Here is a 25,568-nt window from a genome sequence, read left to right on the forward strand (position 1 = left end):
TCCCGGGGGCTCCGCACACACCCGGAGGTGCGGTAGATGCGGCGGGGCGGCTTTCTGCTGGTCATGCTCGGAGCTTTCTTCCTGACGCTCGCTCCGCTCTGCCGGTTCTACATCGCGGACAAGGTCGTCGCCGTTCCCCTGGACTTCCAGGAGCGGATCACCCTGGTCGACCCGGCGGGCTCGTTCTACGACCTGTCGACGAACAAGGTCAAGAGCGACCAGGAGGTCAAGGGGCAGATCAGCGTCTCCGGTGACGTCCGCAACGGCAGCGACGAGTTCCTTGCGCTGATCGGCACCTACTACCTGAGCCAGAAGAAGGGCCAGCTCTCCCTCATCGAGTTCCAGTTCTCGCCCGACCGGCGCACCGGCCTCCTGTCCAACGAGGCCGGCGCGATGCTGGACCGCGACACCTCGGTCAAGCAGAGCGGCTACGGCCTGATGCTGCCGATCGGCAAGGTCGAGCAGCGCACCTACCAGGTGTTCGACCTGCCGACGGGACGGACCTGGCCCGCGGTGTTCTCGGGCGTGGAGACGATCGAGGGCGTCGAGGTCTACCGGTACGAGCAGACGGTCGAGCCGACCCTTCTCGGCAAGTCCAAGAAGAAGGTGAACCCGACCGTCGTCGGCCTGAAGGAGGACGACAAGCCCGCCAAGATCGACAGGTACTACGCGTCGGAGAACACCTTCTGGGTGGACCCGCGCACGGGCATGCCGGTCAAGCTGGAGCAGAAGATCGACTCGACGCTGCGCACCGCCGACGGCGACGAGGGCACCTTCGTCAAGGCCGACCTGGTCACCCGGGACGAGGACGTGAAGAAGCTCGCCGGCCGTTCCGAGGCCTACGCGGCCAACATCAGCCGCGTCGAGGTGGTCCTCCCGGCGATCGCCTTCGGCCTCGGGCTCGTCATGCTCATCGTCGGCGGCGTCCTGTCGCTGGTCGGGGGCCCGCGCCCCGCGAAGACGAAGAAGTAGAACGGGTTCCCTGATCCCGGCGGCCCAGACCAAAGCAAAATAGAACCTGTTGCAGTTTCTCCCCCGCGCGCGTTACGGTGCGGGGGTGCGGACACGTGTAACCGAACTCTTCGGTATCGAGTACCCGATCTTCGCTTTCAGTCACTGCCGCGACGTGGTCGCCGCGGTGAGCCGCGCAGGCGGCATGGGCGTGCTGGGTGCGCTCTACTTCACGCCGGAAGAACTTGAGCTGGAGCTCAAGTGGATCGACGAGCACGTCGGCGGCAAGCCGTACGGTGTGGACGTCGTGATGCCGGCGAAGTACGAGGGCGCGGACCTGGGCGACGCCGAGGAACTGCTGGGCAAACTCCAGGCGATGATCCCGCAGGAACATCGGGAGTTCCTGGAGAACCTGCTCACCGAGCACGGGGTGGAGCCGTCCACGGAGACCGCCGGGCGCGCCCTGCTCGGCTGGACCGACCAGACGGCCCGGCCGCAGGTCGAGGTGGCGCTCAAGCACCCGATCGCGCTGCTGGCCAACGCGCTCGGCCCGCCCCCGGCCGACGTCGTCGAACTGGCCCACGAGCACGGTGTGAAGGTCGCGGGCCTGGCCTCCAGCGCGCACCACGCGCGCAAGCAGGTCGAGGTCGGCGTCGACATCATCGTCGCGCAGGGCACCGAGGCGGGCGGCCACACCGGCGAGATCTCCACGATGGTCCTCATCCCGGACGTCGTGGACGAGGTCGGTGACGAGGCCATCGTCCTGGCCGCGGGCGGCATCGGCAGGGGCCGCCAGGTCGCCGCGGGCCTCGCCCTCGGCGCCGAAGGCGTCTGGACCGGCAGCATCTGGCTGACCGTCGACGAGGCCGACACCCCCGAGCAGGCCATGCCGAAGCTCCTGAAGGCCACGAGCCGCGACACGGTCCGCTCCCGCGCCTGGACGGGCAAGCCCGCCCGCTTCCTCAAGACGGCCTGGACCGAGGCCTGGGAGTCCGAGAAGTCCCCCGGCTACCTCCCCATGCCCATGCAGTTCATGCTCATCTCCGACGCCCTCCGCCGCATCTCCCGGAGCGGCGACGGCGAACTCGTCACCTTCCCCGTAGGCCAGATCGTCGGCTCCATGAACCAGGTCAAACCCACGGCCCAGGTCGTCTACGACCTCATGTCCGAGTTCATCGAGGCCACCGACCGCCTCAACACCCTCGTCAACGACGAACCCTGACCCCCCGCTCTTCCCACCCCAAGGCGCCCCCTTCCCCCCGGGGGGCGCCTTTTCGCAGGTCAGGCCACTATTTCCGCCGATCGCCCCACGCGCGGAACTCGCCGAGAGTAGCTTTCCCCTGACCTTCGGTACTCGTCGCGGTGTCGCATGGGGACGCGATTCCTTATGCTGGCCATGAACGGGAGGGATTCGGGATATGAGCGCTGAAGCCATCGAAGATCCGCTCGACGCAGAGCAGGCCCTGCTCGACGGTTTCCTCAACCTGGCCACCCCCGAAGGGTTCCGTGCGGAACTTCTCGAGGGGGAGATCACAGTGGTACCGCCGCCGGCAGGCGTTCATGAGAGGGCGATCTCGTCGGTCGTCACGCAGGTGATCAGGAGCGCCGAGACGCCTATGAGCGTCTCGGGGAACAGGGGCGTCAGACTGGTCAGAGGCGCCTCCTGTCCGAAGAACCATGTCATCCCCGACATCGTCTTCGCCCCCGAGCATCTGGATCTCTTCCTGGACGAGGATTCCTGGGCCGACTCCGAGGGCATCGCCATGGTCGTCGAGGTGACGTCCTCGAATGCGCATCGCGATCGGGTGATCAAGCGGCGGTGCTACGCCAAGGCCGGTGTCCCGCTCTACCTGCTCGTCGACCGTGACGAGAAGGCGACGGTCCTGTTCGCCCTTCCGGATCCCGAGGCGGAGGACTACAAGGAGACGTGCCGGTTCGCCTTCGGCCTTGAAGTGCCTCTTCCCGCCCCCTTCTCCTTCGCGCTCGACACCTCAAGGTTCGTGTGACGCCGGGCTGTGTGGTGCTGGGCCTGTGCGGTGCTGGGTGGGACGCCGAAAGGGCGGCCGCGTGGTGGCGCGGCCGCCCTTTCTCCGGGTGGGAACGGGCTGCCCGCCCGGCGGGTCGGGGGCCCTGGTCCCGGGTCAGCGGCGGGTGAGGTAGGCGAGGAGGCTGCCTACGGCCCAGTAGACGACGGCGGCCAGGGTCCAGTTCTGGTAGATGGCGGCGTCGTGGCCGTCGGGGGTGAAGACGTCGTCGAAGGGCTCGGCCAGCCATTCGCCCAGGTTGAGGATGAAGTTCACCAGCTCGTTGCCCTGGTTGGCGTCGGCCCAGATGAGCAGCATGCCGACGACGAGGATGACGACGACGAGCCAGGTGATCAGGCCGATGGCGCGGCTTACCGGGTTGGCGCGGCGCTCGGCCCATCGGGTGCGTTCGGTAGCGGACATATCGACCTCCTGTGCGGAACCCATACCGCTACCGGTGCGTAACAACCGGATATGGCCTGACCCGGCCGAAAAGCGAACTTCTCGGCCGGTCCAGGAGTCGAAGGGCGGATACGGGCGAGCCATCGGCGAAGGCCGGACGGCTCGTGCGGAGGTCAGCGGCGGATGCGGCCCCGGATCCACTTGAACAGCTTGATGGCATAGGGGATGAGGTCCGCGAGGGCCTTGATGGCCTTGAGCCAGGAGGTGAAGGAGTCGACGTCGGAGGCGACTTCCTTCTGGTCGGAGTGCGACATGCGGTCGAAGTGGCGCAGGACGCGGTCGTGGTCGCTCATCGGGTGTCCTTCCCAGGGCGGTGGAACAGGCGGTGGCCGGCGGGGCGGGAAGCGGGGGCGGGGCGGGCGGCCTCGACGACGCGGCGGGCCTCGTCGGTCATCCAGTCGTCGAACTCGAAGCCCTTGATGCTGGAGAGCAGCCAGCCGCGCTCGCGCTGGGCCCGCTCGACCAGTGCCGTGAAGACGAGTTGGAGGTTGAAGGAGCGGCGCGCGGAGAACGGGATGAACTCCACGGGGGAGCCGGTGACCGCGGCGAACTTCTCCGCGCGGTCCGCGGCGATCTCCGACAGGTGGTGCTCCTGCGTCTCCGACGGCAGGTTGAAGCGCTCGTTCCAGTCGAGCGGGTCGACCAGGTCGGCCTGGCCCAGTCCGAAGACCATCTTCGGGTGGAACTCCTTGAGGACTTCCAGGTACTCCTGCTCCAGGGCCGCCGCGCGGTTCCGGGCCGCGCTCACCCAGATGATCGCGTCGCACTCGGGCAGGCGGGCCCGGTACTGGGCGAGGTAACCGGGATCGGTCTCGCGGCTCTCGCCCAGACCCGGCGCGTCGATGACCCGCAGGGAGACCGCGGCGCCTTCGATGGGCCCCTTGCGGGCGGAGAGCTCGACGTCGGCGGCGGTGAACTCCTTCGTGCAGGCGATCGTCGCGCTCGTGGCGAACTCGGTGCGGAAGAGGCGGTTGATGAGGCTCGACTTGCCCACCCCGGACACGCCGATGACGCCGATCGTCACCGGACGCTCCGTGCGCAGCGCCTCCAGCAGGGCGTTCTTGATCTCCTCCGGGAGATCGCCTTCCTCGTCGATCTCGTGGGCCATGCGTACGTCCTCCCCTGAGTGACTTCGGGGAAGGGCGTGCGGTGTGCGTCTGAGCCCCTCCCCGGAGACGATGATCCGTCTCGCGTCCGGGGAGGTCTCCCTCGGATGAGGGGTTGCGCGGCAGGCCGGGACCGCGGGGTCAGGCGCCCTTGAAGTCGGCCGGGCGCTTCTCGCGGAAGGCGCGGGTGCCTTCCTTGGCGTCTTCGGAGGCCATGACCTTCCAGCCGATCTCGTCCTGGACCTTGAGGGCCTCTTCCTCGGGGAGGTGGGAGGTCTCGCGGTAGACGCGGAGGATGGCCTGGACGGAGAGGGGGGCGCTCGCGGCGACGGCCTCGGCGAACTCCAGGGCGGCCTTCAGGGCTTCGCCCTTGGGGACGACCTTGTTGATGAGGCCGAGGGAGAGCGCCTCCTGCGGCGAGACCTCGCGCGCGGTGATGAGGATGTCCATCGCGGCGGCATAGCCGATCTGGCGGGGGAGGCGGATGGCGCTGCCGCCCATGGGGAAGAGGCCCCGGCGGGCTTCGAAGAGGCCCAGGGTGGCGTCCTCGGCGACCACGCGGAGGTCGGTCCCGAGCAGCAACTCGGTGCCGCCGGCGACGGCGTAGCCCTCGATCGCCGCGATGATCGGCTTCGTCGGGACGGCTTCGCGCAGGAGGCCCTTCCAGTGGTAGTTCGTGATCTCGGACGCCCGCTGCCGCACCCGCTCGTCCTGCGAAGGGGTGCCCATCGCCTTGAGGTCGGCGCCCGCGCAGAAGTCGCCGCCCGCGCCCGTCAGCACTCCGACGCGCACCGAGGGGTCCTCGGAGATGTAGGCGAACGCGTCGGCCATGCCGACGAGCATGTCGCTGCTCAACGCGTTCTTGGCTTCCGGCCGATTCATCGTCACGATGACCACAGGACCGTCCTGCTCCACGGTGCAGTGGGCGGTGCTGATCGGCAGCTTCTCCGGCATCGTCGGTGCTCCTCCTCGGCCGCGGGGTGCGGTAACGAGAACAGATTCTAGGTACGAGATCAGCAGTACAACAAGAGAAAAACATCCCCTTGCCCACTCAAACTAGAACGTGATCTACTCAGGTTCTGGACTTGAGTCTCATCGCACCCCACCCCCGAGTGCAAGGGAGATGGTCATGGGCACGCTGGGCTTCTGGCGGCTCGCCGAGAAGGATCCGGACTGGATCGCGGCCGTCGACCCCGACGGCACCGAGCACACCGCGGGGGATCTGCTCGCCCGCGCGAACCGCCTCGTGCACGCGCTGCGCGGCCTGGGCCTGGAGAAGAACGACGGCATCTGCGGTCTCGTCCCCAACGGGGTCGACGGCCTGGTGCTGTACCTCGCGGCGCTCCAGGCGGGCTGGTACTACACCCCGATCAACTGGCACCTCACCGGCCCCGAGATCGGCTACATCGTCGCCGACAGCGAGGCCAAGGCGTTCTTCGTGCACGAGCGGCACGCCGACGAGGGCGTCCGCGGCGCCGACGAGGCGAAGCTCGACGCCTCCCGCCGCTTCGCCTTCGGCGACGTCCCCGGCTTCACCCCGGTCGAGGCGTTCACCGCAGGAGTCCCGGACACCAAGCCGGAGGACCGCGGCAACGGCGCGACGATGCACTACACGTCGGGCACGACGGGCCGCCCCAAGGGCGTGCGCCGCCCGCTCGCCGGCATCGACCCGGACGACTCCGCCGAGCTGATGACGTTCCTGCTGACGTTCTTCGGCTTCACCCCCGGCCAGGCGGCGGGCGGAAGCCCCGAGGCGCACCTGGTGACGTCGCCGAACTACCACACGGCGGTCACCCAGTTCGGCGGCTCGGCCCTGCACATGGGCCACACGCTCGTCTACATGGACAAGTGGGAGGCCGAGGAGACGCTCCGCCTCATCGAGAAGTACCGGATCACCAACACCCACATGGTGCCGACCCACTTCAAGCGGATGCTGACGCTCCCCAAGGAGGTCCGCGACCGCTACGACGTGTCGTCGATGAAGTGGGCGATCCACGCCGCCGCGCCCTGCCCGGTCCCGCTGAAGAAGCAGATGATCGAGTGGTGGGGCCTGTGCATCTGGGAGTACTACGCGGCCACCGAGGGCGGCGGCACGATCGCCTCGCCGCAGGACTGGCTGGACAACCCGGGCACCGTCGGCACCCGCTGGCCCATCTCCGAGCTGCTCATCGTCGACGAGAACGGCGAGGCGGTTCCGCCGAACACCCCCGGCACGATCTACATGAAGATGGCCGGCGCGACGTTCGAGTACAAGGGCGACCCGGAGAAGACCGCCAAGGAGCGCCTGCGGGAGTACTTCACCGTCGGCGACATCGGCTACCTCACCGAGGACGGCCACCTGTACCTGTCGGACCGCAAGTCCGACATGATCATCTCGGGCGGGGCGAACATCTACCCGGCCGAGATCGAGAACGAGATCATCCTCCACCCGAAGGTCGCCGATGTCGCGGTCTTCGGCATTCCGAACGAGGAGTGGGGCGAGGAGATCAAGGCGGTCATCGAGCCGGCCGAGGGCATCGAGCCCGGTGCCGCGCTCACCGAGGAGATCTTCGAGTACCTGAAGCCCCGCCTCGCGAAGATGAAGTGGCCGCGCACGATCGACTACACCGACGCGCTGCCCCGCGAACCCAACGGCAAGCTGCTGAAGCGCAAGCTCCGCGACCCGTACTGGGCCGACCGCGCCACCTCGATCTGAGCCTGGAGTCCTTCTTGCCCACCAACCACGCACTGGAGTTCCCGGGCGGCTACACCCGGTCGGTCGGCCCGGTCATCGGGCGGTTCCTGTCGGAGCTGCGCGACGGCAGGCTCGTCGGCGTCAAGGCGGCTTCGGGACGGGTCGTGTTCCCCCCGCTGGAGTACGACCCGGCGAACGGCCACAGCGTCACCGACGAGTTCGTCGAGGTAGGCCCCGGCGGCGTCGTCGAGTCGTTCGCCTGGGTGGCCGAGCCGCTCGCCTCGCATCCGATGGACCGGCCGTTCGCCTGGGCGCTCGTCAAGCCCGACGGCGCGGACACCGCGATCCTGCACGCCCTGGACATGGGCGAGCTGGCGCGCGGGGCCGAGGCGCCCAAATGGCTGAAGGTCGGGATGCGGGTGCGTCCCGACTATCTGCCCGCCTCCGAGCGCATCGGCGACATCTCCGACATCAGGGCCTTCCGCCCCGAGGTCACGATGATCACCGCCCCGTCGCGGCTGGAGTACGACCTCAAGCCGGGCCGCGCGCTCGACCGCTTCCTCGAAGGCATCTCCGTGGGGCGGATCCTCGGCCACCGCTGCCCGGTCTGCCAGAAGGTCATCGTCCCGATGAAGGGCCTCTGCCCGAAGGACGGGGTCGCCACGACCGAGGAGGTGGAGGTCTCCCACACCGGCACCGTCACCACCTTCGCCGTCAACAACCTGCCCGACCCGCGCGCGCCCGAGGTGCCGTTCGTCTCGGCCTACGTGCTGCTCGACGGCTCGGACATCGCGATGGTCGCCCTGGTCTCCGGCATCCCCGCCGACCAGGTCCGGATGGGCATGCGGGTCCGCGCGGTGTGGAAGCCGAGCGAGGAGTGGGGCCGCAGCATCACCAACATCCGCTGGTTCGAGCCGATCGACGAGCCGGACGTCCCCTTCGAGTCCATCGCGGAGTACATGTGAAAGACATCGCGATCGTCGCGTTCACCCAGTCGCGGCACAGCGGGCAGAGCAGTCTCCACGAGACCGAGATGCTCCTTCCGCTCATCACCGAGATCAAGGAGCAGGTCGGGATCTCCCGGTTCGACTTCACCTGCTCCGGCTCGAACGACTACCTGATCGGCGCGCCCTTCTCGTTCGTGTCCGCGCTCGACGCGGTCGGCGCGTGGCCGCCGATCTCCGAGAGCCACGTCGAGATGGACGGCGCCTGGGCCCTCTACGAGGCCTGGGTGAAGATGCAGTACTCCGACGAGGTGGAGACCGCCCTCGTCTACGGGTTCGGCAAGCCGTCGCAGGGTTCGCTGCGCGAGATCCTGGCGCGCGGCTACGACCCGTACTACCTGGCCCCGCTGGGCATCGACGCCGTCTCGATGGCAGCTCTCCAGGCCCGCGCCTACCTTGCGCGCTCGGGTGCCAAGGAGGGCGACCTGACCGCTGTCGCGGCCCGCTCCCGGACCGCAGGACGGGACAACCCCTTCGCCCTGCACCTTGACGACCCCGCGGCCGACGCGCCTTACGACGTCGCCCCGCTCCGCGTCCACGACGTCGCGCCCGAGGCCGACGGCGCAGCCGTGCTCGTCCTGGCCACCGGGGACAAGGTCGCCGAGATAAGCGCGCGCACGGGACTCACCCCCGCGTGGATCCGAGGCATCGACCACAGGGCCGACCCGCACTCGCCGGGCGCGCGCGACCTGTCGGTCTCGCCGTCCGCGCGGATCGCCGGCGAGAAGGCCGGGGCCACCGGGATCGAGGTCGCCGAGTTGCACGTCCAGTACAGCCACGAGGAGCTGATCCTCCGCGAGGCCCTCGGACTCGGCGACGACGTGGTCGTGAACCCGTCGGGCGGGCCCCTGTCGGCGAACCCGATGATGGCGGCCGGCCTGATCCGGATCGGCGAGGCCGCCGCCCGCATCCACCGCGGCGAGAACCGCCGCACCCTGGGCCACGCCAGCAGCGGCCCGTGCCTTCAGCAGAACCTCGTCGCCGTCCTGGAGGCCTGACCATGGGCAACCCCTGCGCGATCATCGGAATCGGCCAGACCCGCTACCAGACCAAGCGCCTGGACGTCTCCATCGCGGGCCTCCTACGGGAGGCCGCCCAGCGCGCGCTAGACGACGCCGCCTTGACGTGGGACGACATCGACTGCGTCGTCATCGGCAAGGCCCCCGACATGTTCGAGGGCGTCATGATGCCCGAGGCCTATCTCGCCGACGCGCTCGGCGCCACGGGCAAGCCGATGATGCGCGTGCACACCGCGGGCTCGGTCGGCGGCTCCACCGCGATCGTCGCGGCCAGCATGATCCAGTCGGGCGTGCACCAGCGGGTGCTCACGCTCGCCTGGGAGAAGCAGTCCGAGTCCAACGCGACGTGGGCGCTGACGGTCGGCGGGCCGCACAGCACGTCGCTGGTCGTCGGGGCGGGCGGGTACTTCGCCCCGCACATCCGCGCGTACATGCGCAGGTCGGGCGCACCCGACCACATCGGGACGCTCGTCGCGGTCAAGGACCGCGAGAACGCCCTGCTCAACCCGTACGCGCATCTGCGGATCCCGGGCATCTCGCGCGAGATGGTCGAGATGACGCCGATGCTCTGGGAGCCCATCCGCTACCTGGAGACCTGCCCGTCGTCCGACGGGGCGTGCGCCATGATCCTGGCCGGCGAGGACGCCGCTCGCCAGGCGCCCAACCCGCCGGCCTGGGTCCACGGGACGGCCATGCGGTCCGAGCCGATCTTCTTCGCGGGCCGCGACACGGTGAACCCGCAGGGCGGCAAGGACTGCGCGGCCGACGTCTACCGGCAGGCCGGGATCACCGACCCGCGCGCCGAGATCGACGTCGCCGAGGTCTATGTCCCGTTCTCCTGGTACGAGCCGATGTGGCTGGAGAACCTCGGTTTCTGTGCCGAGGGAGAGGGCTGGAAGCTCACCGAGGCCGGGGCGACGTCGCTGAAGGGCGACATCCCCTGGAACGCCTCGGGCGGCGTCCTGTCGTCCAACCCGATCGGTGCGTCCGGCATGATCCGGTTCGCCGAGGCCGCGCTCCAGGTGCGCGGCATGGCAGGCGACCACCAGGTCGACGGCGCCCGGCGCGCCCTCGGCCACGCCTACGGGGGAGGCGCCCAGTTCTTCGCGATGTGGATCGTCGGAAGCGAGAAGCCATGACCCTCTTCCATCATGCCGACCTGTTCGAAGGCGTCGCCGACGCGCTGCCCGACCGCGTCGCCGTCGTCTGCGACGGCGAGCGCCTCACCTTCGCCGAACTCGACGCGAAGGCCAACCGGCTCGGGCACGCGCTCATCGAACTCGGCGTCAAGCCGGGTGACCACCTCGGGATGCAGCTCTACAACGGACTCGAATACGTCACCGCGCTGGTCGCGGCGATGAAGATCCGGGCCGTGCCGGTGAACGTCAACTACCGGTACGTCGAGGCCGAGCTCCAGTACCTGTACGACGACTCCGAGATCGTTGCGCTGATCTTCGACACCGAGTTCGACGAGCGGGTCGCGGCCGTCGCGCCGCAGGCGGCGAAGCTGGAGCACCTCGTCGCCGTCGGCGGGGCCACCGCAGTGCCCGGCGCGCACGAGTACGAGGCGCTGCTGGCCGGGGCGTCCGACAAGCGCGGGTTCGGCCCGCGTACCGAGGACGACCTGTACGTCATCTACACCGGCGGCACGACCGGCATGCCCAAGGGCGTCATGTGGCGCACCAAGGACATCCTGTTCGCCTTCGCCAACCCGACCTACCCCGCGCCCGAGACGGCGCAGGGCTGGGTCGACCACGCGGCCGGCGGCGGCCAGATGATCATGATGGCGGTCGCCCCGCTCATGCACGGCGCCGCGCAGATGGCGCTGTGGATCGGCTGGTGGATGGGCGCGACGATGGTGTTCGTCCGCAAGTTCGAGGCCGACGCCGTCTGGCGGGCCATCGAGGGCGAGAAGGTCAACTCCCTCACCATCACCGGCGACGCCATGGCCATCCCCATGGCCGACGCGTTGGAGAAGAACACCTACGACCTGTCCAACCTGTTCGCCTATGTCTCGACGGGCGCGATCCTCACCGGCGCGGTCGCCGCCCGGCTCCAGGCGCTCATGCCGAACGTGATGATCATGGACAGGTTCGGCTCGACGGAATCCGGCTCCACCGCGCAGGCCATGCCCGGCTCATCGCCGGAGAAGGGCCTGAAGTTCGCGCCCGACGTGCCCGACATCGCCGTCCTCGACGACGCGCTTCAGCCGGTGAAACCCGGCTCGGGCGACATCGGGCAGGTCGCGCGCACCGGCTACATCCCCGTCGGGTACTACGGCGACGCCGAGAAGACCGCCAAGACCTTCCCCGAGGTCGGCGGGCAGCGATGGCTGCTCACCGGCGACCTCGCGACGGTCGAGGAGGACGGGACCATCGCCGTCTACGGGCGCGGCTCCCAGATGATCAACACCGGCGGCGAGAAGGTTTACCCCGAAGAGGTCGAGGCGGTGCTCAAGGGCCACCCGGGGGTGTTCGACGCGGTCGTCACCGGCATCCCGGACGACAGGTTCGGCAACCGGGTCGCCGCGGTCGTCCAGCTCCGCGACGCGGCGGTCTCCGAAGCCGACCTCGACGCGCACTGCAGGTCGCTCCTGTCGGGGTACAAGGTGCCGCGCAAGTACGCCTTCGTGCCCGAGATGCGGCGTTCGCCGGCGGGGAAGGCGGACTACCGATGGGCCAAGGAGACCGCGCAGAACCTCTGAGGCAGTTCTGTGGAGGCGCACTGAACGGCTGAGGCCTCCGGCGGACGGCCCCGGGACCCTTCGGGGTTCCGGGGGAGACGTGCCGTCCGTCAGGCCTCGGCGACCGCCCCCGCGCGCCGTTCGCGCCGGCGCCGGGGACGGGCCCGCGTCCGTCCGCCCGCTCGTCGGTCGCGGGCGGACGGACGCGGCTTCCTCTCGCGCTCTGTGCCGCCCGTGTGCTCGCGACCGCGCGCTGGTGAGCCGTCAGGTGTAGCGGTGGTCGTGGACGTAGGCGGCGGGGTCGCTCGCGTAGCGGGTGCGCCAGGCCTCGGCGAGGCGGGCGGCCGGGGTGATGCCGGACTCCGCGACGGCCTCGACGGGGGCCAGGTACGCCAGCACCTCCTCGTCCTCCTGTCCTCGGGCGATCCGGCGTTCCAGGCCTTCCCTGGCGATCCGGACGAGATCCGCGCAAAGGCTGCGCAGCGGCATGCCCCCGAACGAGCCGGCCGGCCCGTCCTCGGCGACGGCGGCGGTCAGCGCGTCGAGTTCGGCGAGGCCCGTGCCGCGCATGAGGTCGGCGGCCTCGGCCCGGGACCGCGGGTCGTAGAGCAGGCCCGTCCACAGCGCGGGGACCGCGGGCCAGGCCGTGCGGTCGGGGCCGTCGGCGACGCGCAGCTCAAGGGTGCGGCGCAGCCTGACATACGGCCACAGCGTGGACAGGAGGGCGGTCCAGTCCTCGTCGGTGGGGTAGGAGCCGTCGCCGTACCCGTGCTCAAGGAGGTCGCGGAAGGAACGGCCCGGAGGGACTGCCGCGGCCGTTCCCGTCACCCTGCGGAAGATCGGAGCGAGCCTGGTGATCGCGTCGAGGAACTTGTCGAGGTCGAGCGGATCGCCGAGGGCGTGCGGAAGGTAGCCCGTGCGTCGGCGGTCCACTTCTGACCACACGTGCAGCCGGTGCGACAGCCGCCCCGCCGGCTTTCCCTCCCAGACGGGGGAGTTCACGAACAGCGCCGCGACGAGCGGGGACACCAGGTTGGCCGTGCGGTGCTTGGCGTCGCGGTCGGCGGCGTCGGTGTAGTCGAGCGTCGTCTGCACCGAGAGGATCCGCGACATCGCCGCCCAGCCCGTGGAGCGGCTGCCGAACTCGGCCCGGAAGAACTCCAGCATCAGCGGGATCTGCGGCTTGGGCGCCCAGGTGCGGTGCCCGGACGGGTTGTAGGGCATGAGCGCCCCCGACAGCAGCGCCAGGCCCTGCTCGTGCGCGAGCGCGGCGAGGTCGGCGAGGTCCGCGCGCACCCGCCGGACCAGCGCGGCGAGCCCGACGGCCGGAGGCGAGCCGTACTCCAGCGCGCAGCCCGACTCCAGAGTGATCTCCGCCCCGTCGTTCCGCCGGAACCCCAAAATCGCGTCGCGCTCCACCACCGGCGTGCCGCGCCAACGCCGGGCGATGAGCTCCAGCAGCCCCGCGACGCCCCGTTCCCCCGCATACGGCCGCGACACCCCCGTCCGCGGATCGACGACCCCCACCTCGATCTCGACGCCGACCAGCTCCGTCCGACCGGGCACCCCGCGGAACAACTCCGCGAGCGCTCCCTCCCCGACTCCTCCGCCCATCGCATTCCTTTCTGCCAGCCCTGCCCCGCCTGCCATAATTCGTCGCGGTTTCAGCGGGAGGTGGGGGGATGTTGGTTCCCGGCTACGAGTTGTCCGAAGCGCTGGGCCAGGGAGGCTTCGGCACCGTCTACCGCGCGACCCAACTGGCGGTGGGACGGCAGGTCGCGCTGAAGGTCGACGGCCGGGTCCTGGCCACCGAACGCGACCGGCGGCGGTTCATGCGCGAGGTGCAGACCGCGGGACGGCTCTCCGGCCACGCCCACGTGGTCGCCGTCTACGACGCGGGAGTGCTCGCGGACGGACGGCCGTATCTGGTCATGGAGCTGTGCCCGAACGGCTCCCTGGCCGACCGCCTCGCGAAGGACGGGCCGCTGCCCGTCGGCGAGGTGCGGGCCGTCGGCGTCGCGATCGCCGACGCGCTCGCCGCCGCGCACGGCGCGGGCATCCTGCACCGCGACCTGAAACCGGCCAACATCCTCATCGACCGGTACGGGAACGTCGGGCTCGCCGACTTCGGGCTCGCCGCCGAGCAGGCCCCCGGCCTGGAGAGCTCCGTGACCCGCAACGCCCTCACCCCGGCGTTCGCCTCGCCCGAGGCGTTCCGCCAGGAGGAGCCCTCGGCCGCCGGAGACGTCTACTCGCTCGGCGCCACCCTGTACGCGCTGCTGCGCGGCCGTCCCCCTCACTTCCCCGAGCACGGGACGCCCTCGCTGATCCAGCTCGCTGCGTCGATCACCAGGCCGGTGCCGCCGCTGGCGCACGTGCCGACGGACTTCAACGACCTGCTGGGCGGGGCGCTGTCGTACGACGCCGCCGCCCGCCCCACGGCTGCCGAACTCCGCGACGCCCTCGCCTCCCTTGCCCTGGACGCCCGCCCGGAGGCGTCCCATGCGGCCGACCCGCATCCGACCGCACGGGATACCTTCCCCGTTTCCCCTTCCCCGCAGGCCACTCCTTCCTTCCCCGAAGCGCGCACCGATCCCGACCGGGACTCCGACGAGACCGTCGAGGCGCGGCGCGGAGGGCGTCTCGGCGTGGTCTTCGGAGCCGCGTCGCTGGTCGTGGCCCTGGCCGCGCTCGGCGGGGTCGGATACGTCGTTCTGGAAGGCAGGGGGACCGGCGGGACCGCCTCGGAAGGCGGCTCGGGAGTCGTCCCCCCGGACGATCCCGGCGCGCTGGGCGGAGGACTCGAAGGCGACGGCGCGGAAGCCGAGGTCTTCCCCGAGGAGGAGGTCGGGCAGATGCCCGCGCTGATCGAGCCGCAGACCACCGGCGAGGCGTGCGGGGCGACCGCGCTGCACGGCAGCGCCGCCGAGTGCACGGTGACCGCCGAGTGCTGGGCCGGGGTCGCCCAGACGGGCGACGAGCGGACGGCGGGTCTGCGCTCCTGCGACGAGCCGCACACGTGGGAGACCTTCGCGGTCGGGAAACTGCCGAAGGGCGTCGGCTGGAAGGCCGGCGCGGTCGACCGGAGCGCGCGGATCCGCGCGATCTGCGCGGAGGAGACGCTCGACCTGGTCCTCACCGGCAAGGGCCGCAAGCTGGCGAAGCCCGCGCAGTGGAGGATCGAGGTGCTGCCGCCGTCCGAGCACGAGTACGGGGGCGGCATCCGGTCGTACCGCTGCCTCGCCGGAATCGGGCTCGACGAGCTGACCTTCACCGTCACCCGCTGACCCGGGCCCGGGGTGTCCCGCGCGGGAGGCTTGCGGTTATAGTCAAGCGGTCGCTTGGTTGGTTTCGGAGGTGTCGGTTGGCTCAGAAGATGGCCGTCGAGGGATGGTTCTCGGTGGAGCCCGCGGCCCTGGTCGGGACGCGGTGCGCCGTCTGCGGGACGCCTTACTTCCCCCGCAACGAGATGGCCTGCCGCAACCCCGGATGCACCGGGGCCAAGGACGGGTCCGAACTGGAGCCCTACACCTTCTCCACGCGGGGCAAGGTGTGGTCCTACGCGGACGCGCGGTACAAACCGCCGCCGCCCTACATGTCGCCCGAGCCGTTCCGGCCCTACGTCGTCGCGGCCGTCGAACTCGAAACCGAGAAGATCGTCGTCCTCGGCCAGGTCGTCCCCGGTGTGGGCGTCGACGACCTCGCCGTCGGGCAGGAGGTCGAACTCACCGTCGGCACCCTCTACACCGACGGCGACGACGACTACCTCGTCTGGATGTGGAGGCCCGCCGAATGAGCCGGGAGATCGCCGTCCTCGGCACGGGCATGCACCCGTGGGGGAAATGGGGCAGGAACTTCGTCGGATACGGCCTCACCGCCGCCCGCGAGGCGCTCGCCGAAGCAGGTCTGGAATGGACCGACGTCCAGTACGTCGCGGGCGCCGACACCATCCGCAACGGGTACCCCGGCTTCATCGCCGGAGCCACCTTCGCCCAGGCACTCGGCTGGTCCGGCGCGCGCGTGTCGTCGAGCTACGCGGCCTGCGCCTCCGGCGCGCAGGCCGTCGCGAACGCCCGCGCCCAGATCCTCGCCGGGCTCGCCGACGTCGCCCTCGTCGTCGGCGCGGACGCCGCGCCCAAGGGCTTCTTCGCGCCCGTCGGCGGCGACCGGCCCGACGACCCCGACTGGCTGCGCTTCCGCCTCCTCGGCGCCACCAACCCCCTGTACTTCGCCCTCGCCGCCCGCCGCCGGATGGCCCTGTACGGGTCCACGCCGGAGGACTTCGCGCTCGTCAAGGTGAAGAACGCACGGCACGGCGCCGCCAACCCCAACGCCAGGTACCGCAAGGAGACCAGCGTCGCCGAGGTGCTCGAATCGCCCATCGTGGCCAGCCCCCTGCACCTCATGGAGATCTGCGCGACCAGCGACGGCGGCGCCGCGCTCGTCCTCACCTCGATGGAGTTCGCCAGGTCGCGGGGGCTGAACCCCGTCCGGATCGCGGGCCTGTCGACGGTGACGCCGACCTTCCCCAAGACCGTCATCGACCTTCCCGACTTCGCCACCGACGCGGCCATGACCGTCGCGGAACCGGCCAGGCCCTTCCGCGCCGACCTCGCGCACACCGCGTACGAGGAGGCCGGGGTGGCCCCGTCGGACGTGTCCCTCGCGGAGGTCTACGACCTGTCCACGGCCCTGGAACTCGACTGGATGGAGGACATCGGCCTGTGCGCCCCCGGCGAGGCCGAATCCCTTCTCCGAGCCGGCGAGACCGCGATCGGCGGGCGGATCCCCGTCAACCCGTCAGGCGGGCTGGCCAGCTTCGGCGAAGCCATCCCCGCCCAGGCGATCGCCCAGATCTGCGAACTGACCCGCCAACTCGAAGGCCGCGCCGAAGGCCGCCAGGTCGCCTCCCCGACGGTCGGCGTCGCCGTGAACCAGGGCCTCTTCGGCCACGGCAGCGCCACGATCGTCACCCGCTGACCCGCTGAGGCGCCCGCCGCGGCCACACCCCGGCGCGGGTGGAGCCGCGCGGCCAGGAGGTCGTGGAACCGGGCGATCGCGAGCGCTTCCCGCAGCGGGGTCACGATGCGGCAGGTGCCTCGCGCGGCGGGGGCATGATGCCGAGAGTGCCTCGCGTAGCGGGGTCAGGATCCGGCGAGTGCCTCGCGCAGCGTGTGGCGGGCCCGGTGCAGTCTGCTGCGCACGGTCGCAGATGCGATCCCGCAGCGGTCCGCGACCTCGGCGTCGGACAGATCCCAGTAACCGTGCAGGATCACGACACTCCGGTAGTGCGGCGCCAGCCGGACGACCGCCGCTCGCAGATCCACGGCGCCGGCCACCTCGTCCTCCATCGCGCCGCCCGGGTCCTGCGGCGGCTCGGGCATCCGCTCGACCGGAACCGGCAGCCGTCCCCTGCGCCGGTGCTCGTCGATCGCCAGATTGACCACCATCCGGTACAGCCACTTACTGAGCGACGCCCTCCCGTCGAAGCCGCAGGCCTTGGACCACGCCCGGATATAGGTGAGCTGCCGCAACTCATCGGCTTCATGGGCATCACGCGCGATCCGCCGGCAGTACCCGTCGACGATCCCGCCCGCCACTCCCACGAACTCCTCAAAGGCCCCCGCATCCCCCCGAGCGACCCGCCCCATCAACCCCACCTCATCGACCACCCCGCCCAGCCCCTTCCCTCGCCACTGGGACCGTAGAACCCGTCCCCACCCCGAACCCCCTCACCCGAGGGACTCCGTCCGGGTCAGAGGGAGTTGAGGTACTCGGCGGTCTGGGGGTCGAGGGAGAGGTCGGGGGCGGCGGCGCGGAGGGTGGTGGCGAGATGGGCCGACAGGTCGGGGTGGGCCGACAGCGCGAGCAGGTCCACGGTGAGGTCGCGTCCGGCCGTGTCCTCCAGATGGAGGGTCGGGCGGGGGGACGGGGCGAACTTGACCCTGGTCAGCTTGGAGACGCGGACCCAGGACGAGCCCGAGCGGAACCACTCGTTCCCGGCGGACATCGTCGCCTTGCGGGACCAGGCGATCAGCGCGACCACCCCGGCGAGGACGACGACGGCACACCAGACCAGCGGGTTGGCGACCCAGGCGAGGTCGCCCGTCGACAGCGTCAGCAGGACGGCGGCCAGCGCCACCGCGCCCGCGAACGCGGTGCCGTACGCGCGGGGCCCGCGCCCCGTCCAGACGACGGCGGGACCCTGGCCGGGTGGTGGTTTCGGACGGCGAGACACGGACCTCACCCTGCCAGAGACCGGACGGCATAGCGCAGACGGGCCTCGACGATGGCGTGTTCGTCGGCCGGGCAGGCCAGCAGCACGCGGGCGCGGGAGATCAGCGGTTCACCCGACAGCCCCGTCTCGGCCGCCAGGCCCGCGATGAGATCCCGCAGCTCGTCGCGCTGGTAGGCGACGATGGAGCGGCCGGGCACGAACCCGCTGGGCGGGCGCGGCGCCGGCACCCCGGGAGGTGCCGCGGCCGCGACGGGTGGTCGCGCGGTCCCGCTGGAGTCCAGCACGGTGAATCGCGCGGCGAGCGCGCCGAAGAACGTCGACGCGGGGGTAAGCGTCCGATCGGCGGGGATCTCCCCGCCCTCGCCCAGGATGATCACGCGGGGCGCCAGCCACAGCAGGAAGAGCGCCTCCGCGCCCTCCCCGGAGTGGTCGACGACGACCACGTCGAACGCGTCGGGAGTGGGGGACACGACCGTGGGCACCTTGTCCAGCGGCATGATCCACAGCGGCAGAGACTCGGGCGCCGGACTGCCGCCCGCCCTGCGCAGCGCCCAGGCCCACGCCTCTGCCGCGGCGAGCGCGGTCTTGGCCTCGGCGGCCTGCGCCTCGGCCCGCGCGAGCTCGGCCTCGGCCGCCGCCTCCGCCGCCGAGCGCGGCCGGTCCAGCAGGTAGGACGAGGCGTGCGCCCACCGCCAGGCCTCCTCCCACGTGTCGGGGGCGAGCACCGGGGACTCCGCGAGCGCGGGGTGGATCGCGTCGAGCCTCGCCAGGAGTTCCGCGCAGCGCAGCTCCGCGCGCTGCTCTTCCCGGGCGGCCTCCAGCGCGGCGAGGCACCGCTCGTAGGCGGGCAGGTCGCGTGCGGACAGGGCCGCGGCCGCCGCCGTCAGCTCCGGGGGCGCGCCGCCCCGCCGGATCTGGAGGTCGACGGCCTGGCGCAGCGACGCGAGCGCCGCCCACGCCGTCGAGGCCCGGCGCCGGACCCGGACGGTCTCCAGCGCGCTGCGATAGGTGATCCACTCCTCCGGAGAGGTCAACGGCACGGTGAGACCCGTTCGGCGGAGCAGGCTCGCGGTCTCGGCGATGGCGCGCAGCGCGGCGCGGACCTGCGCCAGCCGCGTGTACAGCCCGGCGAGCTGCGCGACCATGCCGTCGAGCGCCGGGGTCTCGGTCAGCTCGACGCCGGCCGCCGCCCAGGCCGAGACCAGTTCGTCGACGGCCTGCCGGCCTTCCAGCGCGGCGATGACCACGTCGAGCAGCTCCGGCGTGGCGGGCGGATCCCCGTCGACCGCCGCCTCGGAGAGCAGCGGCTCGGCACGGCGCTGGACGCCGGGGCGCAGCGGGCCGCGCTTCAGCGCGCCGCCGCCCGCGAGGTACTCGCGCAGCTCCCGGGCCACGGTGATCAGATCGCCTTCCGAGCCCGCTGGCAGCAGCACCCAGCGGGCGCCGACGGAGCGCAGCGCGCGGTCGGCCTCCGCCGCCCGCGTGCCCAGCGCGGCGAGCCGCTCCCAACCGGCGGACGGACCCGCCATGCCGTCGCGCAGCGCCCGCAGGGCCCAGTCGGTGCTGTCCCAGCTGACGCCGAGTTCCGTCAGGGCGCGGTGCACCGCGTTCGCGGCGGCCTCCAGCCGGTCCACCACCGCAGGGTCACGGTCGGCGAGGCGCTGGGCCAGATCCCCGGCGGGGTCCGGCGCGGGGACCTGCGCCACGCTGATCAGCGCCCGCACCTGGTCCGCCCCCGGCAGCGAACCCGGCTCCGGCAGCACCTGTCCGGCCCTGGCCTGACGCCTCGGGGTCCGCGCGGCGAGCAGCGTGCCCAGCTCAGCGGCCTCGGCCGCGCTCAGCGGTGGCCGCTCCGGCAGTCCCGGCAGCACCGGCGGCCAGGAGTATCCCGACCGCAGAAGCGCCCGCACTTCCTGCAGCGACCCGCGCAGACCGGGCCCGAAGTCGTAGGAGACGTCCGCCGCGAGCTCGACCAGCACCTCGCGCAGTCGGCCCACCTCCCGATCGCATGCCGCGGCCCGAGCCGCCCGATCGGCCAGAACCCGCTCATAACGCTCGGGATCGTGCACCGACACCCGCTGCCCGAGCCCCCGCACCTTCTCCACGACATCCGCCCGCCCGCCCGCGACCGTGACGGCGAGCCCCGCCAACTCCGGCGGCAGCGCGTCGCGCAACTCCCGCGGCCGCCCCGTCACCGCCAACACCCGCTGCCCCCGCCCCAACAGCGCCGTGAACAACCCTCCCGCCGCCTTCCGATCCCGCACATGCGCCAACCGATCCTCCACCCCCGGCCGCAAGAACCTCCCCACCCCACCCGGCACCCCCCCAACCCCAGGCACCTGAACACCACCCGGCACCCCCACGACGCCAGCCACCCCTACGCCGCCCGGCGACCCCACAGCACCAGGCACCTGTGCCGCGCCCGCCGTCGCCGCGACGCCAGGCACCTGAACGGTGCCCGCCACCCCAGCACCAGACGTCCCTATGCCGCCCGGCGTCCCAACGGCGCCAGGTACCTGAACGACGTTCGCCGCCCCCGCGACGCCTGGCAGCGAGCCCGGCCCAGAACCCGCTTCACGTCCGTCGGGCCCGGGCCCGCCCGCGTCGCCCCCTCCGACCGTTCCCTTTCCAGGCGCGGCCTCCCCGCTTCCAACCAAGCCCCCGCCCGGCTCCGAGCCCTCACGTCCCATCTCACCCTGAGCTCCCGCTTCGTGCGAGTCCCCGTCACCCCGCCCATCGGCCCCCAGGGTCGCCGCAGCATCAACGGCCTTCCCACCACGACCTTCAGAGCTGCCCGCGAGCCTGCCACCTGCGCCCTCTCCCAGGCTCCCGATCCTCTCTCCCGCCCCAGCCGCGGACACTGCCTCCACACCGTGCTCGGCACCACCATGCACGTCAGCTTCCAGGTGCTGCGCCTCGCCGACTCCGACCAGCCCGCGCCCTCCGGCCTCGCCTGTCCCAGCCGCTGCCGTGGCTGCGTTGCGCTCGGCTTCGCCGTGCGATCGCGTGCCCGACACCTCCGCTGCATCGCGGCCCACGCCACCCTGCGCGTCGGCTTCCGGGCGCTGTGCCCCGCCGAATCCCGCCCCGCCTCGCCGTCCGGCCTCGTCTGTCGCAACGCGCGCCGCGGCCGCGCTGGCCATGGCTCCGCCATATTCGTTCCGGTCGGGCGATTCCGCCCCTGAAACCCCTGCTGTGCCGTGCTCCGCGCCGCCTTGCGCGCCGCCTTGCGGGCGCTGCGCCCCGGCGAATCCGGCCCCGCCGCGCCCTCCGGCGTGGCCTGGTCCAGCGCCTGCCGTGGGCTCGGTTGCGGTGGCTGCGTTGCGCTCGGTGTCGCCTGTCGCGGTGGGCGCTGCCGGCTGGATCGCCGCGGCTGTGCCGTGCTGTGCTCCGTCGTGCGGGCGTGCGCCGGGGATCGCTGTTGCCGAGGGGCCTGGATCGGTGCGCGGGTCGGATTTGGGGGGCTTTATTGCGTTGGGGCTTGTCTTGTCGGTTGTTGCGAGGGTGCTCGCGTGGTCGTGGGCCGGTGTTTTCGGGAGCTGCGATGTGGTCGGTGCTGTGTGCTGCGTTTCGGGGCGCTCGGGGCCTGTCGTTTGGTCGTGCCTTGATTCGGAGCGTGCTGCGGCTGCTTGTGTCCCAAATCCGGGTTGCTGTGCGCTGGCCTGTGAGTCCGGTCCGTTCGTGTTCGAGGGACTCGGCGCGTCGGGTCCTGGAGTGGTTGCGGGTTCGCTTGTGTCGGGTTGGGGAGATGTGGTTCGGCTGGGGGAGGGTCCTGCCGCTGCTGCTCCGCGGAGTTCCGGAAGCGGCTCACCGCTGGTCGGGGTGCTCGGGATGGGGGCGCCGGTGGTGTGGCGGGTCGGGTTGCCGCGCCGGTCGGGTTCGGGTGCGGGGGTGGGGTGGGGGGCTGCCTCGTGGGGAGTTCTCGGCGGGCGGGTCGTGGCTTCCTGTCCGGCTCCGTGCCGGGGGAGGATTCTCTGGGGGTTCGAGGTGGGGTGGGCGGTCTCGCGGCGTGCCGGTGCCCCGGCGGCCGGGGCGGTGCGCGTATCGGCCCTATCTGCGGCGGCCCTATCTGCGGCGGCACTGTGTGCGGCGGTGCTGTGGCGGGGGGTGAGGGTGGTGAGCATGGCGTCGAGGTAGTCGACGAGGGTGAGGTCGGTGGGGGTGCGGAGGATCAGGGCGGGGGAGAGGGTGAGGCGAGGGGCGGGGACGGTGGGGGTTTCGGTCCAGGTTTCGTGGAAGGGGAGAGGGGCGGCGAAGGCGGAGTTGGACCATTTGCGGAGAATGTCGGGGGTGGAGTCGTGCAGGGCGGTGCCCTGGCCCGAGCGGACGGCGTCGCGGAGCCAGTCGGTGCGGGCGGCGTGGAAGCCGGGGAGCCCGTCGAGGAGTTCGCGGTCGCGCAGGACCGTCGGGCGGTCGGACAGCACCACGTCGACGCGTTCGGTCTCGGGATCGACCGCGATCCGGACGGGGGTGAGCAGCAGGTGGTCGCGCACCGCGGTGCCGTCGTCGGCGGTCCAGGTGAGCAGGCCCGTCGCCAGGACGAGTTCCCTGCCCTCGGGGATCTCGGCGTGGCCGCGCAGGGTGCGGTACCAGCGGCGCAGCGCGAGCCAGCCGTCGAACTCGGCGAGGGCGGCGGGCGGGGTGAGCGGGATCGGCGGCAGCCCGAGCAGCGCCTCTCCCGGGCGAGCGTCGGTGCGCACCTGGAGCTCGCCGGGCAGTTCGGCGAGCCAGTGGACCTCGTCGTGCTCCTCGACGTCCAGGACCCTGACCCGCCTGCCGCGGGCCAGTTCGCGCAGGAAGCGCAGGAGGTTCCCCGCCTCGTCGCTCAGCTCCCCGCGCACGGCGCCTCCTCCCGATCCCCGATCTAACACGCCGCCCCGCGAAACTCCAAGAGGCACGGGGCCGACCGGCGCGGGGGGCCGCGCGCACCTCGCGGTAGCGTACGGTGACGCAGTCGGTACCTTACGCATTTTCGCGGGTTCGGGATGGCGCCTTCAACCCATGCGGGCCCGGTGGCGGCTCTCGCTCGGCATCATGATCCAGAGGATCGCGTAGATCAGGAACTGCGGTCCGGGCAGGATGCAGGACAGCACCGCAAGGATCCGGACCACCGAGGCGCTGATGCCGAATCGCTGCCCGAGGCCCGCGCAGACACCGCCGATCATGCGTCCGTGGCCGCGATCCGGCCGGTAGAGCGTGCTCATCTTTCCGCCTCCCCTTCGTCCGCCCGGCGCGCCTGTCGCGGCCGGGTCGTACCTTCATCCGCTGCCCACGCTAGGCAGCGGCCGCCCGCCTCGAATCCCCTGTACGGACCGTCTCGAACTCATCCCGCGGCATTACGGGACATCCCCTAGGGGCCGCCAAATCCCGCAACCGCGGTACCGCGAACCCCGCCGTTCACTGACGCAACCGGCAATCCGCCCGCGCGGAGCAGGCCCCGCGAATGCCGTCTGGGCGGTGCCGGGTCCGCCGCGGTGACGGTTCTCGTCACCGGCTGGGCGTGCTCGGCTTCGGCGCGTGTGAATCCCGGCGGAGCGTAAACGATCTTCGGTGCGGGTGCGGGTGCGGGTGCGGGTGCGGGTGCGGGTGCGGGTGCGGGTGCGGGTGCGGGTGCGGGTGCGGGTGCGGGTGCGGTGGGTCAGGTGAGGAGAGTGACGAGGGTGTCCAGGTCGGGGAGGGTGTAGGTCGGTTCGACGGGGAGGGGGGTGAGGGACTGGACGTGGGCCCAGGGGCCGCGCAGGAGGAAGGCGGTGCGCAGGCCGTGGGCGGCGGCCGGGACGAGGTCGTTGTCGACGCGATCGCCCACGTAGAGGATGTCGGAGGCGGGAAGGGAAGCCTCCTCGCAGAGGCGGGTGAAGAAGGCGGGGGAAGGCTTCTCCACGCCCCACTCGGCGGACATCGCGGCTATGTCGGACTCGAGGCCCAGGGCGGCGAACCGGGCGGCGGCCTCGGCGGGCTGGTTGCCGGCGACGCCGACGACGAGGCCCGCGCTGCGCAGGGCGGCGAGGCATCGGCGGGCGTCGGGGTACAGGTCCTGCGCGCCGAACCCGTTCGGGACGCCCGCGGCGGCGCGCGCGGCCTCCTCGGCGGCGAGGTCGAAACCAGGGCGGAAGTGCTCGAAGACGTTCATGTGGTTCTCGCCGCGGGCGATGACCCCGCCGAGTACGGCGTGGAACGTGTGCCGGGGGACGCCGAGCCAGTCGGCCCACGCGTCGTAGATCCGGCCCTCGTTGATGAGGGTCTCGCCGATGTCGAAGAAAACCGCCTTGATCTCCACTTCTCAGATTTTAGGGGCGACCCTTCCCAGGCGGGCCGGGAGGGTTTACCTTGCGGAGAAATAACGACCAAGCGCTAGTTAGGTGGTGTTCACGTGCCGGTCCCCGATCAGCGCGACCCGGAGCTGACCCGCGCCGTCCTCGAAGGCTGGCTGGCCGACCGGCTGCCCGACCCCCGGGTGGAGCGGCTGGAGACGCCTTCCACGAGCGGCTTCTCGGCCGAGACCCTTCTGTTCACCGCCGGCGGCGCGGACTACGTCGCCAAGGTCGCGCCGACCGGTTACCAGATCTTCCCCGAGCCGCGTTTCGAGGAGCAGTACGAGGTGCTGCGGGAGCTGCGTTCCCGAGGGCTGCTCGTGCCCGAGGTCTTCTGGTACGAGCCCGACGCCTCGCTTCTCGGCGCGCCCTTCTTCGTCATGGCGGCCTACCCGGGACGGGCGCCGTCCGACATGCCGCCCTACCACCAGGAAGGGTGGGTCACCGAGATCGGTGAGGACGAGCGGGCCGCCTTGTGGGACGCGGGGCTGCGCGCGATGGCGTCGGTCCACCTCCAGGACGTCAAAGGCCTGGAGTACGTGGACCAGACGAAGTACGGGCCTACGGGGTGGGCCCAGCGCATCGCCTACTGGGAGCACTACCTGAGCTGGGGCTACTCCGGGAAGGTGCCTGTCGCGGACCGGGCGCTGGAGTGGCTGCGGGCGAACGCGCCCACCGAGGACAGGCCGCCCGCACTGCTGTGGGGCGACTCCAGGATCGGGAACCTGCTCTTCGTCGAAGGCGAGGTCACGGCCATCCTCGACTGGGAGATGGTCACCCTCGGCCAGCCGGAGGAGGACCTGGCCTGGTACCTGTACCTCGACCGGCACCACAAGGACGCCGTCGGGTCCGAGGGCCTTCCCGGGTTCCCCACGCGCGAGGAGACGATCGCCCGGTACGCGAGCCTCCTGGGCCGCGAGCTGGACGACCTCCGCCCCTACGACGTGCTGTCCGGCCTCAAGTTCACCGCGGTCATGGCCCGCATCGGCCAGCTCCTCATCCACTACGAGCTCGTGGGCCCGGACGACCCGTTCCCCTACGACAACACCGCCACCCGCGTCCTTGAGACGGTCCTGGACGAGCTGTCCTGAACGGG

23 protein-coding genes are annotated in these 25,568 nt (G+C 71.4%); 13 read left to right on the forward strand and 10 right to left on the reverse strand.

Annotation, left to right across the window (positions count from 1 at the left end; all coding sequences use genetic code 11):
* Positions 1-36 precede the first annotated feature (36 nt).
* The 3 genes from ACYVOM_RS27765 to ACYVOM_RS27775 all read left to right on the forward strand — a co-directional run bounded on the left by ACYVOM_RS27765 (position 37) and on the right by ACYVOM_RS27775 (position 2,957).
* Positions 37-972: a PorA family protein gene (locus ACYVOM_RS27765; protein ID WP_460306464.1), complete on the forward strand. Its 936-nt coding sequence runs from the start codon at positions 37-39 to the stop codon at positions 970-972.
* Between the two features lie 85 nt (positions 973-1,057).
* Entirely contained in the window at positions 1,058-2,173 is a 1,116-nt protein-coding gene (locus ACYVOM_RS27770; RefSeq protein WP_460306465.1) for an NAD(P)H-dependent flavin oxidoreductase, read from the forward strand.
* Positions 2,174-2,369: 196 nt separating this feature from the next.
* Positions 2,370-2,957 (forward strand): Uma2 family endonuclease, encoded by a 588-nt coding sequence (locus ACYVOM_RS27775; RefSeq protein WP_460306466.1) that lies wholly within the window; start codon positions 2,370-2,372, stop codon positions 2,955-2,957.
* A 135-nt stretch (positions 2,958-3,092) separates the two neighbouring features.
* Here the strand turns inward: ACYVOM_RS27775 and ACYVOM_RS27780 are convergent, their stop codons facing one another.
* The 4 genes from ACYVOM_RS27780 to ACYVOM_RS27795 all read right to left on the reverse strand — a co-directional run bounded on the left by ACYVOM_RS27780 (position 3,093) and on the right by ACYVOM_RS27795 (position 5,497).
* The gene (locus ACYVOM_RS27780) at positions 3,093-3,398 is read right to left on the reverse strand and encodes a hypothetical protein (RefSeq protein ID WP_460306467.1); all 306 of its coding nucleotides are present in this window, start codon (positions 3,396-3,398) and stop codon (positions 3,093-3,095) included.
* 152 nt (positions 3,399-3,550) lie between these two features.
* Positions 3,551-3,730 carry a hypothetical protein gene (locus ACYVOM_RS27785; RefSeq protein ID WP_460306468.1) on the reverse strand — a complete coding sequence of 60 codons (180 nt, stop codon included), beginning with the start codon at positions 3,728-3,730 and terminating at the stop codon, positions 3,551-3,553.
* Positions 3,727-4,545 (reverse strand): GTPase family protein, encoded by an 819-nt coding sequence (locus ACYVOM_RS27790; protein WP_460306469.1) that lies wholly within the window; start codon positions 4,543-4,545, stop codon positions 3,727-3,729. The genes ACYVOM_RS27785 and ACYVOM_RS27790 overlap by 4 nt, the downstream gene beginning before the upstream one ends.
* A gap of 139 nt (positions 4,546-4,684) precedes the next feature.
* Positions 4,685-5,497 carry a crotonase/enoyl-CoA hydratase family protein gene (locus tag ACYVOM_RS27795; RefSeq protein ID WP_460306470.1) on the reverse strand — a complete coding sequence of 271 codons (813 nt, stop codon included), beginning with the start codon at positions 5,495-5,497 and terminating at the stop codon, positions 4,685-4,687.
* Positions 5,498-5,672: 175 nt separating this feature from the next.
* Here ACYVOM_RS27795 and ACYVOM_RS27800 point away from each other — a divergent pair, with 175 nt between their 5' ends.
* The 5 genes from ACYVOM_RS27800 to ACYVOM_RS27820 are packed head-to-tail and all read left to right on the forward strand — an operon-like array spanning position 5,673 to position 11,944.
* Positions 5,673-7,238 carry an acyl-CoA synthetase gene (locus ACYVOM_RS27800; protein ID WP_460306471.1) on the forward strand — a complete coding sequence of 522 codons (1,566 nt, stop codon included), beginning with the start codon at positions 5,673-5,675 and terminating at the stop codon, positions 7,236-7,238.
* 14 nt (positions 7,239-7,252) lie between these two features.
* Positions 7,253-8,182 (forward strand): Zn-ribbon domain-containing OB-fold protein, encoded by a 930-nt coding sequence (locus ACYVOM_RS27805; RefSeq protein WP_460306472.1) that lies wholly within the window; start codon positions 7,253-7,255, stop codon positions 8,180-8,182.
* Positions 8,179-9,219, forward strand: coding sequence for a thiolase domain-containing protein (locus ACYVOM_RS27810; protein WP_460306473.1), 1,041 nt, complete (start codon positions 8,179-8,181; stop codon positions 9,217-9,219). The genes ACYVOM_RS27805 and ACYVOM_RS27810 overlap by 4 nt, the downstream gene beginning before the upstream one ends.
* A gap of 2 nt (positions 9,220-9,221) precedes the next feature.
* Entirely contained in the window at positions 9,222-10,379 is a 1,158-nt protein-coding gene (locus ACYVOM_RS27815) for a thiolase domain-containing protein (protein ID WP_460306474.1), read from the forward strand.
* Entirely contained in the window at positions 10,376-11,944 is a 1,569-nt protein-coding gene (locus ACYVOM_RS27820; protein ID WP_460306475.1) for an acyl-CoA synthetase, read from the forward strand. The genes ACYVOM_RS27815 and ACYVOM_RS27820 overlap by 4 nt, the downstream gene beginning before the upstream one ends.
* Before the next feature lie 243 nt (positions 11,945-12,187).
* Here ACYVOM_RS27820 and ACYVOM_RS27825 read toward each other — a convergent pair whose 3' ends face one another.
* Positions 12,188-13,537: a glutamate-cysteine ligase family protein gene (locus ACYVOM_RS27825; RefSeq protein WP_460306476.1), complete on the reverse strand. Its 1,350-nt coding sequence runs from the start codon at positions 13,535-13,537 to the stop codon at positions 12,188-12,190.
* A 68-nt stretch (positions 13,538-13,605) separates the two neighbouring features.
* Between ACYVOM_RS27825 and ACYVOM_RS27830 the strand changes: the two genes are divergently transcribed.
* The 3 genes from ACYVOM_RS27830 to ACYVOM_RS27840 all read left to right on the forward strand — a co-directional run bounded on the left by ACYVOM_RS27830 (position 13,606) and on the right by ACYVOM_RS27840 (position 16,903).
* Positions 13,606-15,210, forward strand: a complete 1,605-nt coding sequence (locus ACYVOM_RS27830) for a serine/threonine-protein kinase (protein WP_460306477.1) — start codon at positions 13,606-13,608, stop codon at positions 15,208-15,210.
* 77 nt (positions 15,211-15,287) lie between these two features.
* On the forward strand, positions 15,288-15,719 hold the full coding sequence (locus ACYVOM_RS27835) for a Zn-ribbon domain-containing OB-fold protein (RefSeq protein WP_460306478.1): 432 nt from the start codon (positions 15,288-15,290) through the stop codon (positions 15,717-15,719).
* On the forward strand, positions 15,716-16,903 hold the full coding sequence (locus tag ACYVOM_RS27840) for a lipid-transfer protein (protein ID WP_460306479.1): 1,188 nt from the start codon (positions 15,716-15,718) through the stop codon (positions 16,901-16,903). The genes ACYVOM_RS27835 and ACYVOM_RS27840 overlap by 4 nt, the downstream gene beginning before the upstream one ends.
* A gap of 164 nt (positions 16,904-17,067) precedes the next feature.
* On the opposite strand, the gene ACYVOM_RS27845 is transcribed toward ACYVOM_RS27840, so the two are convergent.
* From ACYVOM_RS27845 to ACYVOM_RS27855, 3 genes are all read right to left on the reverse strand, one after another.
* Complete coding sequence (locus ACYVOM_RS27845) at positions 17,068-17,595, reverse strand: RNA polymerase sigma factor (RefSeq protein WP_460306480.1); 528 nt, start codon at positions 17,593-17,595, stop codon at positions 17,068-17,070.
* An 83-nt stretch (positions 17,596-17,678) separates the two neighbouring features.
* Positions 17,679-18,161, reverse strand: coding sequence for a hypothetical protein (locus tag ACYVOM_RS27850; RefSeq protein WP_460306481.1), 483 nt, complete (start codon positions 18,159-18,161; stop codon positions 17,679-17,681).
* A 5-nt stretch (positions 18,162-18,166) separates the two neighbouring features.
* Entirely contained in the window at positions 18,167-20,356 is a 2,190-nt protein-coding gene (locus ACYVOM_RS27855; RefSeq protein WP_460306482.1) for a hypothetical protein, read from the reverse strand.
* Positions 20,357-22,459: 2,103 nt separating this feature from the next.
* Between ACYVOM_RS27855 and ACYVOM_RS27860 the strand changes: the two genes are divergently transcribed.
* Positions 22,460-23,029, forward strand: a complete 570-nt coding sequence (locus ACYVOM_RS27860) for a hypothetical protein (protein ID WP_460306483.1) — start codon at positions 22,460-22,462, stop codon at positions 23,027-23,029.
* Between the two features lie 126 nt (positions 23,030-23,155).
* Here ACYVOM_RS27860 and ACYVOM_RS27865 read toward each other — a convergent pair whose 3' ends face one another.
* Positions 23,156-23,365 (reverse strand): PspC domain-containing protein, encoded by a 210-nt coding sequence (locus ACYVOM_RS27865; protein ID WP_460306484.1) that lies wholly within the window; start codon positions 23,363-23,365, stop codon positions 23,156-23,158.
* Positions 23,366-23,799: 434 nt separating this feature from the next.
* A complete protein-coding gene (locus tag ACYVOM_RS27870) occupies positions 23,800-24,438 on the reverse strand; it encodes an HAD family hydrolase (RefSeq protein ID WP_460306485.1) in 639 nt (212 codons plus the stop codon).
* 93 nt (positions 24,439-24,531) lie between these two features.
* Between ACYVOM_RS27870 and ACYVOM_RS27875 the strand changes: the two genes are divergently transcribed.
* The gene (locus ACYVOM_RS27875) at positions 24,532-25,563 is read left to right on the forward strand and encodes a phosphotransferase family protein (RefSeq protein WP_460306486.1); all 1,032 of its coding nucleotides are present in this window, start codon (positions 24,532-24,534) and stop codon (positions 25,561-25,563) included.
* The last annotated feature ends 5 nt before the right edge of the window (positions 25,564-25,568 follow it).

It is taken from the genome of Actinocorallia aurea (genome assembly GCF_054783995.1).